Origin of the sequence: Suilimivivens aceti, assembly GCF_025567405.1 — a bacterium.
GTDB classification, from domain to species: Bacteria; Bacillota; Clostridia; order Lachnospirales; family Lachnospiraceae; genus Suilimivivens; species Suilimivivens aceti.
The window spans coordinates 250,490-269,033 of record NZ_JAOQKJ010000003.1 but is presented as its reverse complement, the minus strand read 5'-3'; the positions used below and the strand labels follow the sequence as shown (position 1 = coordinate 269,033).

The window sequence follows — 18,544 nt, the reverse complement described above, 5'->3', positions numbered from 1 at the left end:
GAGTTAATACCATGGAATTTGTAACATATGAGCAGAAGGGTGCTTATGCCATTATCACCATCAGCCGTGAGAAGGCACTGAACGCACTGAATTCTACAGTACTGGACGAACTGAACGCTGTTCTGGATGCTGTAAACCTTGATGAAGTAAGAGCACTGATCCTGACAGGTGCAGGACAGAAGTCCTTCGTTGCAGGTGCAGATATCGCTGAGATGAGCACACTGACCAAGGCAGAGGGCGAAGCCTTCGGTAAGAAGGGAAATGATGTATTCCGCAAGATCGAAACCTTCCCGATCCCTGTGATCGCTGCAGTAAACGGATTCGCACTTGGCGGCGGATGCGAGATCTCCATGAGCTGTGATATCAGAATCTGTTCTGATAATGCCGTATTTGGACAGCCTGAGGTTGGTCTTGGCATCACACCCGGATTTGGTGGTACACAGAGACTTGCCCGTCTTGTAGGCGCTGGCATGGCTAAGCAGATGATCTACACAGCAAGAAACATCAAGGCTGACGAGGCTTACAGAATCGGTCTTGTAAACGCTGTTTATACACAGGAGGAGTTACTTCCTGCAGCAGAGAAGATGGCAGCAGGCATTGCAAAGAATGCACCGATCGCTGTCCGCAACTGCAAGAAAGCGATCAACGAAGGTCTTGATGCAGACATGGATCAGGCAATCGTGATCGAAGAGAAGCTTTTTGGTGACTGCTTTGAGACAGAAGACCAGAAGTATGGAATGGCATTCTTCCTTGACAAGAACAAGGAAAAGGTAAAAGAGCCCTTCAAGAACTGCTGATTTCTGAAAGCACAGATCTGTAAATGACAGCCGGCGTAGTGCCTGCGGCAGGAAACCAGCTGTTAAGAATAAAAGATAATGAAAATTTCAGGAGGAAAAGAAATGAAAGTAGGTATTATCGGTGCCGGTACTATGGGACAGGGTATTGCAAAGGCATTTGCCCAGGTTGACGGATATGAAGTAGCGCTCTGCGATATCAAGCAGGAGTGGGCTGACGGTGGAAAAGCAAAGATCGCCAAAGGCTATGCTAAATTAGTTGAAAAAGGAAAATTAACACAGGAAGCAGTAGATGCTATCCTTGCAAAGATCACTCCCGGTCTGAAGGAAGACCTCTGCAAAGACTGTGATCTGATCGTTGAAGCAGCATTTGAGAACATGGAAGTAAAGAAGACAACCTTTGCAGAGCTTGACAAGATCGCTAAGCCTGAGTGTGTATTCGCTTCCAACACATCCAGCCTTTCCATCACAGAGATCGGAAACGGACTGAACCGTCCTATGATCGGTATGCACTTCTTTAACCCTGCTGACCGTATGAAGTTAGTTGAGGTTATTGCCGGTGTAAATACTCCTGCAGAGACAGTTGATACCATCAAGAAGATTTCTGAAGAGATCGGAAAGACCCCTGTACAGGTTAACGAGGCAGCTGGTTTCGTAGTAAACCGTATCCTTGTTCCCATGATCAACGAAGCAGCCTTCATCAAGATGGAAGGTGTTTCAGATGTAGCCGGTATCGATGCGGCTATGAAGCTTGGTGCAAACCATCCTATGGGACCCCTTGAGCTTGGTGATTTCATTGGTCTTGATATCTGCCTTGCTATCATGGATGTTCTTTACAATGAAACAGGTGACAGCAAATATCGTGCATGTCCTCTTCTCCGTAAGATGGTCCGTGGCGGTAATCTTGGTGTTAAGAGCGGCAAGGGCTTCTATATTTACAATGCAGACAGAACAAAGACCCCTGTTGATGCACAGTAATTTTAATTGAGGATTCCCTCAATAACATATATTTAATGGAGGATATAAAAATCATGGATTTTACGTTAAGCAAACAACATGAAATGGCGAGAACTCTTTTCAAAGAGTTTGCAGAAAAAGAAGTTAAGCCTCTGGCTCAGGAAGTAGATGAGACAGAAGTGTTCCCCAGAGGAACAGTTGAGAAGATGGCTAAGGCTGGCTTCCTTGGAATTCCGGTTCCGAAGGAATACGGCGGACAGGGATGCGATCCTTTAACCTACGCTATGTGCGTTGAGGAGCTGTCCAAGGTTTGTGGTACTACAGGCGTTATCGTTTCTGCACACACCTCTCTTTGCTGTGATCCTATCCAGACCTATGGTACAGAAGAGCAGAAGCAGAAATATCTGGTTCCCCTTGCAAAGGGTGAGAAGCTTGGTGCTTTCGGTCTGACAGAGCCCGGAGCTGGTACTGATGCACAGGGTCAGCAGACAAAGGCTGTTCTTGATGGTGACGAGTGGGTTCTGAACGGATCCAAGATCTTCATTACCAATGGTAAGGAAGCTGATGTTTATGTAATTTTCGCTGTAACAAGCGTTGTAACCGATGCTAAGGGCAGAAGCAAGAAGATGATCTCTGCTTTCATCGTAGAAAAAGGAACTCCCGGATTTACCTTCGGTACCAAGGAAAATAAGATGGGTATCCGTGGTTCATCCACATACGAACTGATCTTCACAGACTGCCGTATCCCCAAGGAAAACCTGCTTGGTCAGGAAGGCAAGGGCTTTGGTATCGCTATGCATACTCTGGATGGCGGACGTATCGGTATCGCTGCACAGGCTCTTGGTCTTGCAGAGGGTGCTCTTGACAGAACCATCGCTTATGTAAAGGAAAGAAAGCAGTTCGGCAGAGCAATCGGTGCTTTCCAGAATACACAGTTCCAGTTAGCTGATATGGCTACCAAGGTTCAGGCTGCACAGTACATGGTATACAGAGCAGCTATGGCTAAGGCTACCCAGAAGAGCTACACAGTAGAAGCTGCTATGGCTAAGCTGTATGCTGCAGAGGTTGCTATGGAAGTAACAACCAAGGCTGTTCAGCTCCATGGTGGATATGGTTATATCAGAGAGTACGACGTTGAGCGTATGATGAGAGATGCCAAGATCACAGAGATCTATGAAGGTACATCTGAAGTACAGAGAATGGTTATTTCCGGTTCCCTGCTGAAATAAGAATGAAAGAATAAGGAGAGATAATACAATGAAAATCGTTGTTTGTGTTAAACAGGTACCTGATACAAAGGGCGGCGTTAAGTTCAATCCCGACGGTACACTTGACAGAGGTGCGATGCTTACTATCATGAATCCTGACGACAAGGCAGGTCTGGAAGCAGCACTTAGATTAAAAGACCAGTATGGCGCAGAAGTAACTGTTCTGACAATGGGTCTTCCCAAGGCAGAAGAAGTTCTTCGTGAGGCAATTGCAATGGGCGCTGACAAGGGTATCCTTGTAACAGACCGTGTTCTTGGTGGTGCTGATACCTGGGCTACCTCCCAGACACTGGCAGGCGCACTGCGTAACCTTGAGTATGACCTGATCATCACAGGCCGTCAGGCTATCGATGGTGATACCGCACAGGTTGGACCTCAGATTTCCGAGCATCTTGGAATTCCGGTAATCTCCTATGCACAGAAGATCGAAGTAGAAGGCGACAGCGTGATCGTTGAGCGTCAGTTCGATGACAGATATCACGTATTAAAGGCAAAAATGCCCTGCTTAATTACAGCACTTGCTGAATTAAACGAGCCCCGTTATATGACTCCCGGCGGAATCTTTGATGCTTACAAGGCTGACATCACCGTATGGGGAAGAGCAGATCTGAAGGATGTAGATGATTCCAATTTAGGTCTGAAGGGTTCACCTACCCAGATCGCTAAGGCTTCCGATAAGGTAAGAAAGGGAGCAGGCGAGAAGGTTAACCTTGATGCAGCAGCTTCAGTTGATTATATTATTGACAAGTTAAAAGTTAAGCACGTGATCTAATTAAGGATGATAATGGAGGTTCCAAAATGAATATTCAAGAATATAAGGGAGTTTTTGTCTTTGCACAGCAGGTAGACAATGAACTCAGCGGAATTGCTTTAGAATTAGTTGGTAAGGGAAAAGATCTTGCCAAGGATTTAGGCACAGAAGTAACAGCAGTTTTAGTTGGCAGCGGAATCAAGGGTCTTGCTGACGAGCTTGCTGAGTATGGTGCTGATAAGGTCATCGTTGTAGATGATCCTGAATTAAAAGAGTACAGAACAGAGCCTTATGCTCATGCACTGGCATCTGTGATCAATGAATTCAAGCCTGAAATTTTCCTGGTAGGTGCTACTGCAATCGGCCGTGACCTTGGCCCCAGAGTTTCTGCAAGAATCCATACAGGTCTGACAGCAGACTGTACACAGCTTGATATCGGAGATTTTCCGATCAACCCGATCCCCGGCAAGGAGCAGCTTCACAACCAGCTGTTAATGACACGTCCTGCATTCGGTGGTAACACAATCGCTACGATTGCATGCCCGAACTTCCGTCCTCAGATGGCAACAGTTCGTCCTGGTGTTATGCAGAAGGCTGAGAGAGTTCCCGGAGCAAAGGCTGAGGTGATCGAATTCAATCCCGGATTCACACCTGATAACAAGTATGTTGAGATCTTAAAGATCGTTAAGTCCGTATCTGACGTAGCTGATATCATGGATGCCAAGATCCTTGTATCTGGTGGACGTGGTGTTGGAAGCGCAGAGAACTTCAAGCTTCTTGATGATCTTGCAGAGGTACTTGGCGGTACCGTAAGCTGCTCCCGTGCAGTTGTAGATGCAGGCTGGAAGCCGAAGGATCTTCAGGTTGGACAGACTGGTAAGACCGTTCGTCCTAACGTATACTTCGCAATCGGTATTTCCGGAGCGATCCAGCATGTAGCTGGTATGGAAGAGTCTGATATCATCATCGCTATCAACAAGGATGAGTCAGCTCCTATCTTCGATGTAGCTGATTATGGTATCGTAGGAGATCTGAACAAGATCGTTCCTGCCCTGACAGAGAAGCTGAAAGCAGAGCTTGCTAATAAATAAGAATATCTGAAACAGAGATAAAGAATGCCCTGGTGCCATGCACCGGGGTATTCTGGTATAAAGTGTATTTTATATTTGCCCACGGTTATAGGAGTAAATGCTGAAAATTGTTGACAATTTGAGAAATCACATATAATATAGTCTCAGGCGATTCAGAGAGGAAGGCTTCATGGGGTCTTTCTCTCTATTTTTATGACAGAGTGATTCTGCCAGAGCGCCGACAGGAAGGAGATAATTATGAAAAAGAAACTTTTAAGTGTATTGTTAAGTGCAGCTATGGTACTGACACTGGCAGGCTGCGGTTCTGGCACGGAGACAGCAGAAACAGAGGAAGCAGCAGGTGCAGCAGAGGAGACAACAGAGGCTTCTGGTGCAGAAGATGATGCAGCAGAGGGCAGCAAGGTATTAAAGGTAGCCATGGAATGTGGCTATGCTCCTTACAACTGGACGCAGCCTGATGATGCAAACGGAGCCGTTCCGATCAACGACAGCTCTGATTATGCTTATGGATATGATGTTATGATCGCAAAGAAGATCGCAGACACACTGGGCTACGAACTGCAGATCGTGAAGCTTGACTGGGATGCACTGATCCCTGCGGTACAGTCAGGCACTGTTGACTGTGTTATCGCAGGTCAGTCAACAACAGCTGAAAGATTAGAAATGGTTGACTTTTCCAAGCCTTATTATTATGCTACTGTTGTAGGCCTTGTAAAACAGGACAGTGCATATGCAAATGCAGCAGGACTTGCAGATTTAAAGGGAGCCACCTGTACATCACAGCTTGGTACGATCTGGTATGACAACTGCCTTTCCCAGATCGAGGATGCCAACATCCAGCCCGCGCAGGAATCTGCACCGGCTATGTTGGTAGCACTGGAAAGCGGAAGAACAGATCTGGTTGTTACTGATATGCCGACAGCCATGGCAGCATGTGCAGCTTATCCTGATATGAAGCTGCTTGATTTTTCCGGTACAGATGATGATTTTTCCGTATCTGATGAGGAAGTAAACATCGGTATTTCTGTACAGAAGGGAAACACAGAGCTGATTGACGGAATCAACAGCGTACTGGAAACGATGACTGTAGATGACTTCAACAGTCTGATGCAGGAAGCGATCAGTGTACAGCCGCTGGCAGAATAAATGAAACTGACAGATTCTGGGAAGTAAGAAGATGATAGAGGCCGGACACGATACTTTTAAGAGTATGTCCGGCCTTTTTCAGACAGAAAAGGAGAACAGGGAATGATTTCCAATATGAGTTTTATTGAAAGAATTTTTTACATTTTACAGAAATACGGGACATCGTATCTGAAGGGAGCGGGAACGACACTGGTGATCGCACTGGTATCCACGTTTATCGGCTGTATCATCGGATTTTTGTCCGGTATTATCCAGACGATCCCGGTTGACAAAAGGAGAGATCCGCTTGTCAAGCGCGTTCTGCTTGGGATCGTAAATGTGATTCTTCGAATTTATATAGAAGTATTCCGTGGAACTCCCATGATCGTACAGGCTGTTTTCATTTATTACGGACTGGCACAGGTATGCAATGTGCAGCTTGGCATGTGGCAGGCAGCATTCCTTGTTGTATCGATCAACACAGGAGCCTATATGGCAGAGTCAGTCAGAGGCGGTATCATTTCGGTAGATCCCGGTCAGATGGAGGGAGCCAAGGCGATCGGCATGACTCATGTGCAGGCGATGATCAATGTCATCCTGCCGCAGGCATTCCGGAATATCCTGCCCCAGATCGGCAACAACCTGATCATCAATATCAAGGATACCTCCGTTCTTTCTGTGATCAGTGTAGTAGATCTTTTCTTTGTACACAAGAGTGTGTCCGGAGCGCTGTATACCTATTTTGAGTCTGCAACGATCGTTATGGCGATCTATCTGACCATGACCCTGATCACATCAAGGCTGCTCAGACTCTGGGAAAAGAAGATGGACGGCGGCGACAATTATGAACTCGTAGATGTGATGGATATCGGATCACAGCTTGGCAAGAAGGAAAGCAGATAGGAGGGGCATGACATGAATCAGGAGCAGACAGTTTCAGAGAATAAAACACAGGAAAACAGTATTTTGGAGGTATCCCATCTGGAGAAATCCTTTGGCAGCCACTCTGTATTAAAGGATATCAGCTTCAGTGTGCATCCCGGGGATGTGGTTTCGGTTATCGGTGCATCAGGCTCCGGAAAATCCACCATGCTCCGCTGTATCAATCTGCTTGAGACACCAGATGGAGGAAGCATTCTTTATCATGGAGAGGATATCACTGCAAGGAAGATGAATGTGCCGGCATACCGTGCCAGAGTGGGAATGGTATTCCAGAGCTTCAATCTGTTCAGCAACATGACAGTCCTGGAAAACTGTATGGTGGGACAGATCAAGGTGGCAAAGAAAAGCAAGGAAGAGGCCAGGGAAAAGGCTTTAAAGTTTCTTGATAAGGTGGGCATGAGTGCTTATGTGAATGCAAAGCCGAGGCAGCTTTCCGGTGGACAGAAGCAGAGAGTGGCAATCGCAAGGGCACTTGCCATGGAACCGGAGATCCTGCTTTTTGATGAGCCGACGTCAGCACTGGATCCGCAGATGGTCGGAGAGGTGCTTGAGGTTATGACAGCACTTGCAAGGGAGGGACTTACCATGATCGTGGTAACCCATGAGATGGCATTTGCAAGAGACATTTCCAGCCATGTGCTGTTTATGGCAGACGGTGTGATCTGTGAAGAGGGAACACCAAAGCAGATCTTTGGACAGCCGAAGGAGGAAGCAACAAAAGAATTCCTCGCAAGGTTCCGTAATATGTTATAATAGGGAAGGAATAAGCTTTTTTGACAGAAGGCTAACAGGACTGATCTGGGGGACAGGATGGAAGATAACAAATTGATCGCACCAATGAGCAGGATTCATATGGTGCCTATGGATGTAATCAACGGCTTTGAGGTAAGACCCGGAATGTATGAAATAAATGGCGCCACAGCAATTCCCTGTGGCGTTAATTTTACCGTTTATTCCTATGGGGCAACCTCCTGTGAGCTGCTTTTATATAAAAGAATGGAACAGGAGCCCTATGCGGTGATCCCTTTTCCGGAAAGCTATAAGATCGGGAAGGTATATTCCATGATCGTATTTGGGCTGAATATCTGTGATTTTGAATATGCTTACCGCGTGGATGGCCCCTATGACCCGGGCAGGGGACTTCTTTTTAATAAAAAGAACGTGCTGCTCGACATCTATGCAAGGGCTGTGACCGGGCAGAGTGTCTGGGGGATCCCGCAGAACAACTTCTATAAGGCAAGAGTGGTCAGGGATGATTTTGACTGGGGAAACACCACACAGCCGGGAATTCCCATGGAAGATCTTGTAATTTATGAATTACATGTCAGGGGATTTACAAGGCATTTTTCTTCCGGTGTAGTGAATCCCGGAACCTTTGATGGTCTCCGTGAAAGGATTCCCTATCTGAAGGAGCTTGGTGTCAATGCAGTAGAGCTGATGCCGGTATTTGAGTTCGATGAGATGAAGGACTTCCGCATGGTAGACGGAAGACCGGTGTTGAATTACTGGGGGTATAATACGATCAGCTTTTTTGCCCCAAATACCAGCTATACGGCAGAAACGGAATTTAACCGCGAGGGCAATGAATTAAAGCGCCTGATCCGTGAATTAAATGAAAACGGGATTGAATGTATTTTGGACGTAGTATTCAATCATACAGCAGAGGGGAATGAGCTTGGTCCCTGTTTTTCCTTCAAGGGCTTTGACAACAATATTTACTATATGCTGACGCCGGAGGGCTTTTATTATAATTTCAGCGGCTGCGGTAATACCATGAACTGTAACCACCCGATGGTGCAGCAGATGATTCTGGAGTGTCTGCGTTACTGGACAGCAACCTATCATGTAGACGGCTTCCGGTTTGATCTGGCATCCATTCTTGGAAGAAATGAGGATGGATCACCCATGAGCAAGCCGCCGCTTTTACAGAGCCTTGCCTTTGATCCTCTGCTTGGGAATGTTAAGCTGATCGCAGAGGCATGGGATGCAGGCGGTCTGTACCAGGTAGGAAGCTTCCCCTCCTGGAACCGCTGGGCGGAGTGGAATGGAAAATACCGGGATGACATGCGTGATTATCTGAAGGGAAATTATGGTATGTGGGAAACGGCGGCAAGAAGGATCATGGGCTCATCCGACCTGTATGATCCGGAGCACAGAGGCAGGAATGCCTCCGTAAACTTCCTGACCTGTCATGACGGGTTTACCTTAAATGACCTGTATTCCTATAACTGGAAGCATAATGAGGCAAATGGCTGGGGAAATACGGACGGCAGCGATGACAACAGAAGCTGGAACTGTGGCGTAGAGGGTGATACCGATGATGAAAACGTGCTGTTCCTCCGTCACAAGCTTGCAAAGAATGCCTTTGCTGTACTGATGTGCAGCCGTGGAACGCCTATGTTCTTTGCTGGGGATGAATTCCTGAATACCCAGTTTGGCAATAACAATGCCTACTGTCAGGATAACGAGATTTCCTGGCTGAACTGGAGAGACAGGGAGAAGCACAAGGAGCACTATAGGTTCTGTAAATATATGATCGGCTTCCGCAGGGAGCATGCGATCCTTAGGAAAGCACTTTTAAGGAGCAGAACTGGCTACCCGGATATGCAGGTCATGGGCATGGACGACAGCAGTAAGGTGCTCCGGGTCGTGTTTGCAGGCTGTGATGAAGAGGGACAGGAGGACATGGTATGCCTTGCCCTGAATGTTTTCTGGGAAAGACAGGAGCTGTACCTGCCGTCTCTTCCGACAGGTATGGGATGGAAGATCGCAGTGGATACCGGAAAGGAATATTTAAAGGCTGGAATACCGGAGGACGGAGCGCTTCCCCTTGCAGGGAACAGCCTTTCCATGCAGGAAAGAAGCCTGATGGTGCTGGTGGCTGACCAGCTGTAGCCGGTCAGGCAGCAGAAGCAACAGAAAGGGAGGACGTCAGGATGGCAAAGAATAAAGAGATCAAAACGAATGCCATGCGGATTTTGGAAAAGGAGAAGATCCCCTTTACCCATTATACTTATGAATGTGATGAATTTATTGACGGGATCCAGATTGCGGACAAGCTGTCCCTGCCGCATGAGAAAGTATACAAAACACTGGTGACAGAGGGACACAGCAAAAATTACTTTGTATTTGTGATCCCGATCGAGGCAGAGCTTGACCTGAAAAAGGCAGCGAAGTCGGTCGGCGAGAAGGCAGTTGCCATGATCCATGTAAAGGATATCAACGGCATTACCGGTTACATCAGGGGTGGATGTACGGCAATCGGCATGAAAAAGCAGTTTGTGACAAGGCTGGATGAATCAGCAAAGGAGCAGGAGACGATCATTGTCAGCGGCGGCAGGATCGGTTCCCAGATCGAACTGAAGCCGGATGACCTTTTGAAGGCCTGCAGAGGAGAATATGGTGATATCACAGCAGAAAGATAAGGGGAAAACAATGGACAAGCTGGAGAAGCAGAAACTGAAATTACAGGAAAAAAGAAGAAGAGAGCGCAATAAGCAGATTCAGAAAAGTGCAAAGCGGCTGGGTGACAGACTGGAGAGGATGACCGTTTTCTTTGGTGTGTTCCTGTGCCTGCTTGTGACTGTCATGGATGTGCTGGAAGCCAGGGAGAGAAATGCGCAGAAGGATGGCGGAGCATCTGAGGGCTGACGGAAAATGTCTGAGAATAAAACAGAAATGGAGCGGAAGCTGATATGGATCAGAAAGAAAATATCATGAATTATGAAACCGTAGCGTTAGATGATCAGGATCACAGTATTGTGATCATTGACCAGACACTCCTTCCGGGACGGACAGAGCTGATACGCCTGCGGACAGCACAGGAGATCTGGAATGCGATCTACCTTTTACAGGTGCGTGGTGCACCAGCGATCGGGGTGACGGCAGCCTTTGGCATTTATCTGCTGGCAAGACAGATCCAGATGGAAAATATAGACAATGCAGGCAGTGATTTTGGTGCTTTTTACCGTCAGCTTACGCAGCAGAGGGAGTATCTGAATTCTTCAAGACCTACGGCTGTGAATCTGTCCTGGGCGTTAAACCGGATGGATGCGCTCTGTAGAAAAGCAGGAGAAGAAGAGAAAAGATCAGTAGCAGAGATCGTGGAGCTGCTGCATCAGGAAGCAGCCCAAATTAAGGAAGAAGATATCCGGGTATGCCGTGCTATCGGGGAGAACGGGCTGACGCTGGTAAAGCCGGGTGACGGTATCCTGACCCACTGCAATGCCGGACAGCTTGCCACCTGTAAATATGGTACAGCCACAGCACCCATTTATCTTGGAGAAGAGAGAGGCTATCATTTCCATGTATTTGCGGATGAGACAAGACCTCTTTTACAGGGAGCCAGACTGACAGCCTATGAGCTGCATTCTGCAGGCGTGGATGTGACTTTGATCTGCGATAACATGTCAGCCACAGTGATGAAGAAGGGCTGGGTCAATGCGGTGTTTGTCGGCTGTGACAGGGTAGCTGCCAACGGAGATGCGGCCAACAAGATCGGAACCAGCGTGGTAGCCACGGTAGCAAAGCGCTATGGCATTCCTTTTTATGTCTGTGCCCCTACCTCCACCATTGATTTTGATACCCCAACCGGAGAGGGGATCAACATTGAACAGCGTCCTGCAGAGGAGGTAACAGAGATGTGGTATAAGGAGCGTATGGCACCGGAGGGCGTGAAGGTTTTTAATCCCGCCTTTGATGTGACAGATCACGATCTGATCACAGGAATCGTTACAGAGTATGGTATCGCCAGGGCACCCTTTACAGAATCCCTTGCACAGATCCGTAGGAAAAAGGAGGCAGCAAGCGTATGAGCAAATCTGTCTACATGAGTGAAAAGAAAGCGAAGAAAGCCATTCTGGATATCGGACAGAGGATGTATGTGAGAAACTTTGTGGCTGCCAATGACGGCAACATTTCCATTCGTACCGGAGAGAATGAAGTGTGGGCGACCCCTACCGGCGTATCCAAGGGCTTCATGAAAAAGAAAATGCTTGTGAAGGTGGATCTCGAGGGAAATGTACTGGAGGGAACGAAGAAGCCTTCCTCTGAGCTGAAAATGCACCTTCGTGCTTATCAGGAAAATCCGGAGCTTTTAAGTGTCTGCCATGCCCACCCGCCGATCTGTACCTGCTTTGCCATTGCAGGAATTCCTTTGGACGTGCCGGTGCTGGCAGAAGCGGTGATCACGCTTGGTGATGTGCCGGTGGCACCCTATGCGGAGCTTGGTTCCAAAGAAGTACCGGAGGTGATCGCACCTTACTGTCATACCCACAATGGAGTACTTCTTGCCAATCATGGGGCAGTGACCTGGGCAGAGGATCCCTACAGCGCCTATTACCGGCTGGAATCCATGGAATACTATGCCAATATCCTGATGATCACAGGGAAGATCCTGAAGGAGCAGAATACCCTGACAGAAGAGCAGGTGGAGCGTCTGCTTGCCATGCGGGAGAAGTTTGGAATTAAAAGAGGCGGAAGACCAGATAATAAGACTGGACGTTAAAGGGCTGAAGAAACGTAACAGTTCAGCCGTGCCCATTCATAAGTTGCCAGAGTGTACAGACTGGTTAACAAATATACGTGCTTTCTGGCAACTTATTTCATGTCGGGCGTCCGCCCTATAGAAATGATTGTGTAAGCTGCCCTTAGTGAGCAAGCTCCCACGGTCATCTTACACAATCATTTCTGCATGGCTGAACTGTTACCCAAAAATAATATATTCTTGCATTGAAAAGCATATTATGATATAGTTAGTTCTGTTGTTGGAAAGTGCGACGAATGGATCGCAGCTTTTTCCACTCTGGAGAGTCCCTGTTTTTCAGGGCGCCGAAGGTGTACGGCAGTAATAAGGACTGCCAATCTCTCAGGCAAAAGGACAGAGCATTATATTATATGATACCAGGGTCAAAAGGTCTAAGCCCGCATGAGCTTGCTCATAAGTGGGTGAAAGACCTTAGGACCTGCCCCAATATGCGAATATTGGGTAGGATTGTGGGAGAGCGTAGCACGAAGCAATCCGTAGGTATCAAAGTCGGGGGCTTTTGACCCCGACATCATTATATGCATGTTCTATACTCTTTGGAGGGCTGATTTTATCAGCTCTTTTTTGTATTTACAAAAATCAAAACGAAGTGAGAGGTAGGAACAAATGTTAGAAGCAATCAGTAACGTATTAACGACCGTGGATGATCTGGTATGGGGTATTCCCCTGATCGTCCTGATTCTTTCCGCAGGTATCTTTCTGACGATCCGTCTGAAGGGACTGCAGATCATGAAGCTTCCCCATGCCATCCGTCTGATCAGAGCCAATGAGAAATCCGGTGAGCATGGAGAGGTATCCAGCTTTGCAGCGCTTTGTACCGCACTTTCCGCTACGATCGGTACCGGAAATATCGTCGGTGTGGCAACTGCCCTTGTAGCAGGCGGTCCCGGAGCCCTTCTGTGGATGTGGATCGCTGCCCTTCTTGGTACGGCAACCAAGTACTCTGAGTGTCTGCTTGCTGTGAAGTACCGTGTGGTAGCGAAGGATGGACATATCATCGGAGGCCCTTTTTATTACATAGAAAAGGGTATGGGCGAAAAGTGGAAATGGCTTGCCAAGATCTTCGCTTTCTTTGGCGTGGGCGTAGGACTTTTCGGAATCGGAACCTTTACCCAGGTAAATGGTATTACCAGTGCGGTCAAGAACTTCTTTGATCCTGACAGTACCACTACCATTCATTTATTTGGCATGGATTATTCTATCGCTGTTGTGATCGCAGGTATTATCCTGACCATCTGTGTGGCACTTGTTATTATCGGGGGGCTTAAGAGAATTTCCACAGTAGCCTCTGTTATAGTTCCCTTTATGGCAGTCCTGTATGTAGTTGCAGCACTGGTCATCCTGATCTGCAATATCACCAAGATCCCGGCAGCGATCGTGCTGATCGTACAGAGTGCCTTTGGCCTGAAGGCAGCAGCCGGTGGTATGATGGGAGCCATGATCGTAGCCATGCAGAAGGGTATTGCCAGAGGTATCTTTTCTAATGAAGCAGGTCTTGGAAGTGCACCTATTGCAGCTGCAGCAGCTCAGGTTCAGGAGCCAGCCAAGCAGGGACTTGTTTCCATGATGGGAACTATTATTGATACGCTTGTGATCTGTACCATGACAGGACTTTCCATTGTCATCACAGGAACCTGGGATATGGGACTTGAGGGTGTTGCTGTTACCACGAGGGCATTCCAGCTGGGTCTTCCGCTGCCTGATATGGTATGCTCCTTTATCCTGATGGTCTGCCTGATCTTCTTTGCCTTTACCACGATTCTTGGATGGGACTACTACAGCGAAAAGTGTCTGGAGTATTTATCCGGAGGTAATATGAAGCTGGTAAAGGGGTATCGGTGGGTTTATATCCTTGCAATCTTTATCGGTCCCTTCATGACGGTAAAGGCTGTATGGACCATTGCCGATATCTTTAATGGTCTGATGGCGATCCCCAACCTGATTGCTGTGATTGCACTGAGTGGTGTTGTTGTTGCAGAGACAAAGGATTATCTGGACAGCCTGAAGAAGAAATAAAAGCCAAAACGGAGAAATAAAACTGAAAGTGCAGGAAAATCCATGAAGGAATTCCTGCACTTTTTTTCTGCTCCAAAGTATGTTATCCCGATTATGCAGAGACCATAATTTTGAGGAAGGAACTATGGAAAAAAGAAACAGATTTTTCAGGACAGGCATAGTGGCTGTCTGTAATGTGGTGATACTGGCAGTGCTTCTTTTCTTTTTCTTCGGGGGAAGGGATTTTTCCCTGGGGCAGAAGGAGGATGCAAGGCTTATCGGAGCCAGCTATATGACCATGAATAATGAGTTTTATACGATCATCAGTGAGGAAGTGGCTTACCGGGTAGAGGCAGAAGGGGACCGCATGATCCTCCGGGATCCGGCGCTTGATCCGGTAAGGCAGGCCTCCCAGATCCGGGAGCTTCTGGATATGGGGATCTCGGCGCTTGTGGTAGCACCGGCAGATGCAGACAGCCTTGCGGATGTGCTGACAAAGGCAAGGGACAGGGGGAAAGGTCATTGTGGTAGATACCGCTGTCGCAGATGACATCCCGGCAGACTGTACGATCACCTCTGACAACTATGAGGCCGGTGTGATCATTGGAAAATATTTTCTTCAAAAGCATAATACAGCGAAGCTGGTCGTGATGACTCATGAGAGTGCAAGGTTAGCAAGGGAAAGAGTGGGCGGATTTCTGGATACGGTATCCGCCAATGAAAACATACAGGTGGTAAAAAAGATCGAGTGTGAGGGGCAGGTAGAGATCGCCATGCCGCGTCTTCAGGAGGCAATCGATGAAGGACTTGATTTTGATACGGTGTTCTGCCTGAATGATCTGGCAGGCATGTGGAAGACGTGGAAGCGGAAATCCGCAGAAAGGCTTTGACGTCGCTGTTTTTGTGAGAATGGGGCTGCGGGCCGAGCGGCCGGGCGGGGCATGGGAGAAGAAAAAGAGCTGTGGTGCCCCGCCGCCAAAGAAAAAACAGGGAAGAAGAGAGGAAATCCGAGGCGGGCGGGGCATGGAGATCAAAAGGAAGCCTGTGGTGCCCCGCCGCCAAAGAAAAAACAGGGAAGAAGAGAGGAAATCCGAGGCGGGCGGGGCATGGGGAGCAAAAGGAAGCCTTTGGTGCCCCGCCGTCAAAGAAAAAGCAGGGAAGAAGAGAGGAAATCCAAGGCGGGCGGGGCATGGGAGAAGAAAAAGAGCTGTGGTGCCCCGCCGTCAAAGAAAAAGCAGGGAAGAAGAGAGAAAATCCGAGCCGGGCGGGGCATGGAGAGCAAAAAGAAGCCTGTGGTGCCCCGCCGCCAAAGAAAAAACAGGGAAGAAGAGAGAAAATCCGAGGCGGGCGGGGCATGGGATAAGAAAAAGAGCTGTGGTGCCCCGCCGGCAGAGAAAAAACAGGGAAGAAGAGAGGAAATCCGAGGCGGGCGGGGCATGGGGAGCAAAAGGAAGCCTGTGGTGCCCCGCCGGCAGAGAAAAAACAAGGAAGAAGAGAGGAAATCCGAGGCGGGCGGGGCATGGGAGAAGAAAGAGAGCTGTGGTGCCCCGCCGGCAAAGAAAAAACAGGGAAGAAGAGAGAAAAGTTGTCCCGGGCGGGGCATGGAGAGCAAAAAGAAGCTCTCATACCCCGCCTGCCATCAATAAATAGACCAGCCTGGGATAAGAGAGCTTCTTTAATAAAGCTTTTAGGAGAACAGTACCTTTTCAGCAACTTCCACACCACAACGGATGCAGTCAGGGCAGGAGCACAGTACTTTGCCGGTTTCGATTCCCTTCAGCTCCTTACATACGGTACTGCCGGTTTTCTCACGGAACTGGTTCAGCAGTTCTTTGGAAAGCTGGTAGGTAGAAGCCTTGGTGGCGGGATTCTCGATGTTTCCGTCACTGTTCTTCATGCCAGCCAGCATGATAGCACCTGACAGGGCACCGCAGGTACCTTCCATACCGCCCATGCCAAGACCGAAGCCTTCTCCAGCCTTGAACAATACTTCCTCACTTACGCCAACTTCTCCAGCGAAAGCGCAGGCTACAGCCTGACAGCAGTTGAATTTCTTATCATGGTATGCGATAGCAAGTTCTTTCTTATCCATTTTCATAAGTATCCTTTCTTTTTGTCATCTTATAGATTCACACATTCTTATTGTACCACATTTTCCTGAAGTGCACGAAGATATTCAACATTTCCTATATATAGATCTATCAATTATTCATTGCCGGGCAGTTTTCCAAGAGGTAGCAGCCTTCTTCGTTCGCAAAAGAAAATCTTCAGTTTCATATTCAATAAATTCTTCTTTGTAATTAAAAACCCACCAGAGAGGAAGTGGCAGTTCGTTTAGAGAAGCTTTTTGAATGCTGCATAATCAATCTGATGACGGTTGTGTGCAAAGGTACACAGATTATGATCCTTGTGTTTTAAAGTATAATTTGGCATAATAATTCTCCACATAGGCTGATATATTTCAGAAGAGTTACGTTATTTTCAGGATTCCCGTTTGCACAGTTTTTTCAGTATAAGCGGGAAATTGCTGCTTTTGAGTTTCCTGCAGCTTTTTTCTTCGGTTTTTATAAAGCTGTTCCATTTCCAGCTTAGACATATTGGTTTTCTACATAAACTACCTGACCTTTCTCTTGCCAGACCCGTTTTTAGTATAGAAAATTTCCTTACTCTGATACATCCTATCGTCTGCTGCTTTTGCGATATCATATACAGTTTCCCATTCCTGCTCTGTACTGTACACATAGCCATAGGAAATTGTCATTGATTTCACAAGCTCACCATGCCAGTTTGCTACACTATCATCAAACTCCTTCAACATTTCTTTAAACTGATGTATATGCTTTGTTACGATAACTACAAACTCATCGCCGCCAATCCTATATATTTTTCCATATTCATGGAAGCTGCTTTCCATGAATCCTGCGGCTGCACAGATCAGCTCATCCCCTGCCACATGCCCATAGGTATCATTTTCATGCTTCAGTCCATTCAGATCCAAAGAAATATAAATCCACTCTTCAAGAGGATCAAGTCTGGCAATGTCTTCCTCGTAAGCACGTCTATTAAGGCATTTTGTTATCGCATCTGTTGTTGAAGTATAGAACAGCTTCTCTTTCTCAAACTTTTCCCTCATGACTCTGAAAATCATGTAGATTATGCAAAGGGATGCCAAAATCAGATATATCGCAACAATCAGTATAGCATAGATAGTTCCCTGTCTATAAAATGTATGCTCCATCGCAACTATAGCAATATAGTTCTCATCCTGACGCATCACACAACGATAAGATTCTCCATTTATAAATAAATCGGTGATCTTTGATTCATTTTTATGTATATCCTTTGTTGAGATTCCTATTTCCTCCAGCGTTTTTCCGATAGTACTATTGTCTGTTGCTCCGGAAATTGTCTTATCTGTTGTTCCGGCAACAAAAATCTTCATACCTTCATATACTGGCATATCATCAACCAGAGAGGATACATTATTCTGCCGCATTTCATCCAGCAGCCGCTTAGGTTTAATTCCTACCTGCACCATTTTAGTTTTATCTTCATTCCATGTAATGGCATACATCATATTTTTGGCTTCTGCGGTATTTGGGACAACATCCTGGCACATAGTCAGTTCTTTATCTGAAAGCATTGGTTTAAAATAAGCCATCTGCTCTCCGGAATCAAAACTATAACCAAAATATTGAGGCATAGTACCGCTATAAATACAGCCAGATTCATCAAACAAATGGATTTCGTCTATTGACATCAGATCTGCAATCGTTAATAATTCATCAATGTCATACTCTACCTGTGGCTTGGCATCCAGGATGTAAGATACTGATTTTGCTCTTACAATATAATCCTCTTTCAGTGACTGGATCAGCTTGCCCCTTGTTTCATCATTTTTGTTAAGCACCGCGATAACACGATCAAGCAAGACAGTTGATGTTCTGTATGCATTTCTCTCGTTGGCATATGTCAGGATCCCTGCTTCCAATACCAATGCAAATAATATGATAAGAGATGATAAAATAATAACTTTTTTCTTTTTCATATTTGTATTGTACCATAAATCCATAAAA

The 18,544-nt window shown here is 46.9% G+C and carries 19 protein-coding genes and 1 riboswitch; of the genes, 17 read left to right on the top strand and 2 right to left on the bottom strand.

The genetic code is table 11. From position 1 onward, the window contains the following. Positions 1-11 precede the first annotated feature (11 nt). From OCV77_RS04820 to OCV77_RS04740, 17 genes are all read left to right on the top strand, one after another. Positions 12-797, top strand: a complete 786-nt coding sequence (locus OCV77_RS04820; protein ID WP_262573788.1) for an enoyl-CoA hydratase-related protein — start codon at positions 12-14, stop codon at positions 795-797. 102 nt (positions 798-899) lie between these two features. After that, on the top strand, positions 900-1,772 hold the full coding sequence (locus tag OCV77_RS04815) for a 3-hydroxyacyl-CoA dehydrogenase family protein (RefSeq protein ID WP_118797454.1): 873 nt from the start codon (positions 900-902) through the stop codon (positions 1,770-1,772). A 53-nt stretch (positions 1,773-1,825) separates the two neighbouring features. Next, positions 1,826-2,980 (top strand): acyl-CoA dehydrogenase, encoded by a 1,155-nt coding sequence (locus OCV77_RS04810; RefSeq protein WP_022352584.1) that lies wholly within the window; start codon positions 1,826-1,828, stop codon positions 2,978-2,980. Between the two features lie 28 nt (positions 2,981-3,008). Next, complete coding sequence (locus tag OCV77_RS04805) at positions 3,009-3,791, top strand: electron transfer flavoprotein subunit beta/FixA family protein (RefSeq protein WP_118797455.1); 783 nt, start codon at positions 3,009-3,011, stop codon at positions 3,789-3,791. A 26-nt stretch (positions 3,792-3,817) separates the two neighbouring features. Beyond that, positions 3,818-4,861 (top strand): electron transfer flavoprotein subunit alpha/FixB family protein, encoded by a 1,044-nt coding sequence (locus OCV77_RS04800; protein WP_118797456.1) that lies wholly within the window; start codon positions 3,818-3,820, stop codon positions 4,859-4,861. A gap of 237 nt (positions 4,862-5,098) precedes the next feature. Further along, positions 5,099-6,007: a transporter substrate-binding domain-containing protein gene (locus OCV77_RS04795; RefSeq protein ID WP_262573784.1), complete on the top strand. Its 909-nt coding sequence runs from the start codon at positions 5,099-5,101 to the stop codon at positions 6,005-6,007. Positions 6,008-6,109: 102 nt separating this feature from the next. Then, positions 6,110-6,889: an amino acid ABC transporter permease gene (locus tag OCV77_RS04790; RefSeq protein WP_118797464.1), complete on the top strand. Its 780-nt coding sequence runs from the start codon at positions 6,110-6,112 to the stop codon at positions 6,887-6,889. Positions 6,890-6,901: 12 nt separating this feature from the next. After that, positions 6,902-7,681 (top strand): amino acid ABC transporter ATP-binding protein, encoded by a 780-nt coding sequence (locus OCV77_RS04785; RefSeq protein ID WP_317246616.1) that lies wholly within the window; start codon positions 6,902-6,904, stop codon positions 7,679-7,681. A 57-nt stretch (positions 7,682-7,738) separates the two neighbouring features. Further along, positions 7,739-9,823, top strand: a complete 2,085-nt coding sequence (locus OCV77_RS04780; protein ID WP_262573781.1) for a glycogen debranching protein — start codon at positions 7,739-7,741, stop codon at positions 9,821-9,823. A gap of 41 nt (positions 9,824-9,864) precedes the next feature. After that, entirely contained in the window at positions 9,865-10,353 is a 489-nt protein-coding gene (gene ybaK, locus OCV77_RS04775) for a Cys-tRNA(Pro) deacylase (RefSeq protein WP_262573779.1), read from the top strand. Continuing rightward, positions 10,331-10,579 (top strand): hypothetical protein, encoded by a 249-nt coding sequence (locus OCV77_RS04770; protein WP_262573888.1) that lies wholly within the window; start codon positions 10,331-10,333, stop codon positions 10,577-10,579. Before ybaK ends, OCV77_RS04770 begins: the two co-directional genes overlap by 23 nt. A 44-nt stretch (positions 10,580-10,623) precedes the next feature. Next, on the top strand, positions 10,624-11,742 hold the full coding sequence (gene mtnA, locus OCV77_RS04765; RefSeq protein ID WP_262573777.1) for an S-methyl-5-thioribose-1-phosphate isomerase: 1,119 nt from the start codon (positions 10,624-10,626) through the stop codon (positions 11,740-11,742). Beyond that, positions 11,739-12,434, top strand: a complete 696-nt coding sequence (locus tag OCV77_RS04760) for a class II aldolase/adducin family protein (RefSeq protein WP_118797470.1) — start codon at positions 11,739-11,741, stop codon at positions 12,432-12,434. Before mtnA ends, OCV77_RS04760 begins: the two co-directional genes overlap by 4 nt. Positions 12,435-12,721: 287 nt before the next feature. Beyond that, positions 12,722-12,820: riboswitch (glycine riboswitch) on the top strand. 259 nt (positions 12,821-13,079) lie between these two features. Beyond that, a complete protein-coding gene (locus tag OCV77_RS04755) occupies positions 13,080-14,489 on the top strand; it encodes an alanine/glycine:cation symporter family protein (protein ID WP_262573776.1) in 1,410 nt (469 codons plus the stop codon). Positions 14,490-14,613: 124 nt separating this feature from the next. Beyond that, the gene (locus tag OCV77_RS04750; protein WP_262573774.1) at positions 14,614-15,018 is read left to right on the top strand and encodes a type 1 periplasmic-binding domain-containing protein; all 405 of its coding nucleotides are present in this window, start codon (positions 14,614-14,616) and stop codon (positions 15,016-15,018) included. After that, entirely contained in the window at positions 14,993-15,358 is a 366-nt protein-coding gene (locus OCV77_RS04745; protein WP_262573772.1) for a type 1 periplasmic-binding domain-containing protein, read from the top strand. The genes OCV77_RS04750 and OCV77_RS04745 overlap by 26 nt, the downstream gene beginning before the upstream one ends. A gap of 51 nt (positions 15,359-15,409) precedes the next feature. Continuing rightward, on the top strand, positions 15,410-16,114 hold the full coding sequence (locus tag OCV77_RS04740; RefSeq protein ID WP_262573771.1) for a hypothetical protein: 705 nt from the start codon (positions 15,410-15,412) through the stop codon (positions 16,112-16,114). 41 nt (positions 16,115-16,155) lie between these two features. On the opposite strand, the gene OCV77_RS04735 is transcribed toward OCV77_RS04740, so the two are convergent. Both OCV77_RS04735 and OCV77_RS04730 read right to left on the bottom strand, forming a co-directional pair. Beyond that, complete coding sequence (locus OCV77_RS04735) at positions 16,156-16,560, bottom strand: C-GCAxxG-C-C family protein (protein ID WP_118797682.1); 405 nt, start codon at positions 16,558-16,560, stop codon at positions 16,156-16,158. Between the two features lie 522 nt (positions 16,561-17,082). Next, positions 17,083-18,516 (bottom strand): GGDEF domain-containing protein, encoded by a 1,434-nt coding sequence (locus tag OCV77_RS04730; protein WP_262573769.1) that lies wholly within the window; start codon positions 18,514-18,516, stop codon positions 17,083-17,085. Positions 18,517-18,544 lie beyond the last annotated feature (28 nt).

Excerpts from the sequence above, each read along its gene's own strand:
- OCV77_RS04800 (WP_118797456.1), top strand. The coding sequence starts at position 3,818 with ATGAATATTCAAGAATATAAGGGAGTTTTTGTCTTTGCACAGCAGGTA.
- OCV77_RS04820 (WP_262573788.1), top strand. The coding sequence starts at position 12 with ATGGAATTTGTAACATATGAGCAGAAGGGTGCTTATGCCATTATCACC.
- OCV77_RS04805 (WP_118797455.1), top strand. The coding sequence starts at position 3,009 with ATGAAAATCGTTGTTTGTGTTAAACAGGTACCTGATACAAAGGGCGGC.
- OCV77_RS04810 (WP_022352584.1), top strand. The coding sequence starts at position 1,826 with ATGGATTTTACGTTAAGCAAACAACATGAAATGGCGAGAACTCTTTTC.
- OCV77_RS04790 (WP_118797464.1), top strand. The coding sequence starts at position 6,110 with ATGATTTCCAATATGAGTTTTATTGAAAGAATTTTTTACATTTTACAG.
- mtnA (WP_262573777.1), top strand. The coding sequence starts at position 10,624 with ATGGATCAGAAAGAAAATATCATGAATTATGAAACCGTAGCGTTAGAT.
- OCV77_RS04730 (WP_262573769.1), bottom strand. The coding sequence starts at position 18,516 with ATGAAAAAGAAAAAAGTTATTATTTTATCATCTCTTATCATATTATTT.
- OCV77_RS04795 (WP_262573784.1), top strand. The coding sequence starts at position 5,099 with ATGAAAAAGAAACTTTTAAGTGTATTGTTAAGTGCAGCTATGGTACTG.
- OCV77_RS04740 (WP_262573771.1), top strand. The coding sequence starts at position 15,410 with ATGGGAGAAGAAAAAGAGCTGTGGTGCCCCGCCGCCAAAGAAAAAACA.
- OCV77_RS04785 (WP_317246616.1), top strand. The coding sequence starts at position 6,902 with ATGAATCAGGAGCAGACAGTTTCAGAGAATAAAACACAGGAAAACAGT.
- OCV77_RS04735 (WP_118797682.1), bottom strand. The coding sequence starts at position 16,560 with ATGGATAAGAAAGAACTTGCTATCGCATACCATGATAAGAAATTCAAC.
- OCV77_RS04755 (WP_262573776.1), top strand. The coding sequence starts at position 13,080 with ATGTTAGAAGCAATCAGTAACGTATTAACGACCGTGGATGATCTGGTA.
- OCV77_RS04815 (WP_118797454.1), top strand. The coding sequence starts at position 900 with ATGAAAGTAGGTATTATCGGTGCCGGTACTATGGGACAGGGTATTGCA.
- OCV77_RS04760 (WP_118797470.1), top strand. The coding sequence starts at position 11,739 with ATGAGCAAATCTGTCTACATGAGTGAAAAGAAAGCGAAGAAAGCCATT.
- ybaK (WP_262573779.1), top strand. The coding sequence starts at position 9,865 with ATGGCAAAGAATAAAGAGATCAAAACGAATGCCATGCGGATTTTGGAA.
- OCV77_RS04750 (WP_262573774.1), top strand. The coding sequence starts at position 14,614 with ATGGAAAAAAGAAACAGATTTTTCAGGACAGGCATAGTGGCTGTCTGT.
- OCV77_RS04780 (WP_262573781.1), top strand. The coding sequence starts at position 7,739 with ATGGAAGATAACAAATTGATCGCACCAATGAGCAGGATTCATATGGTG.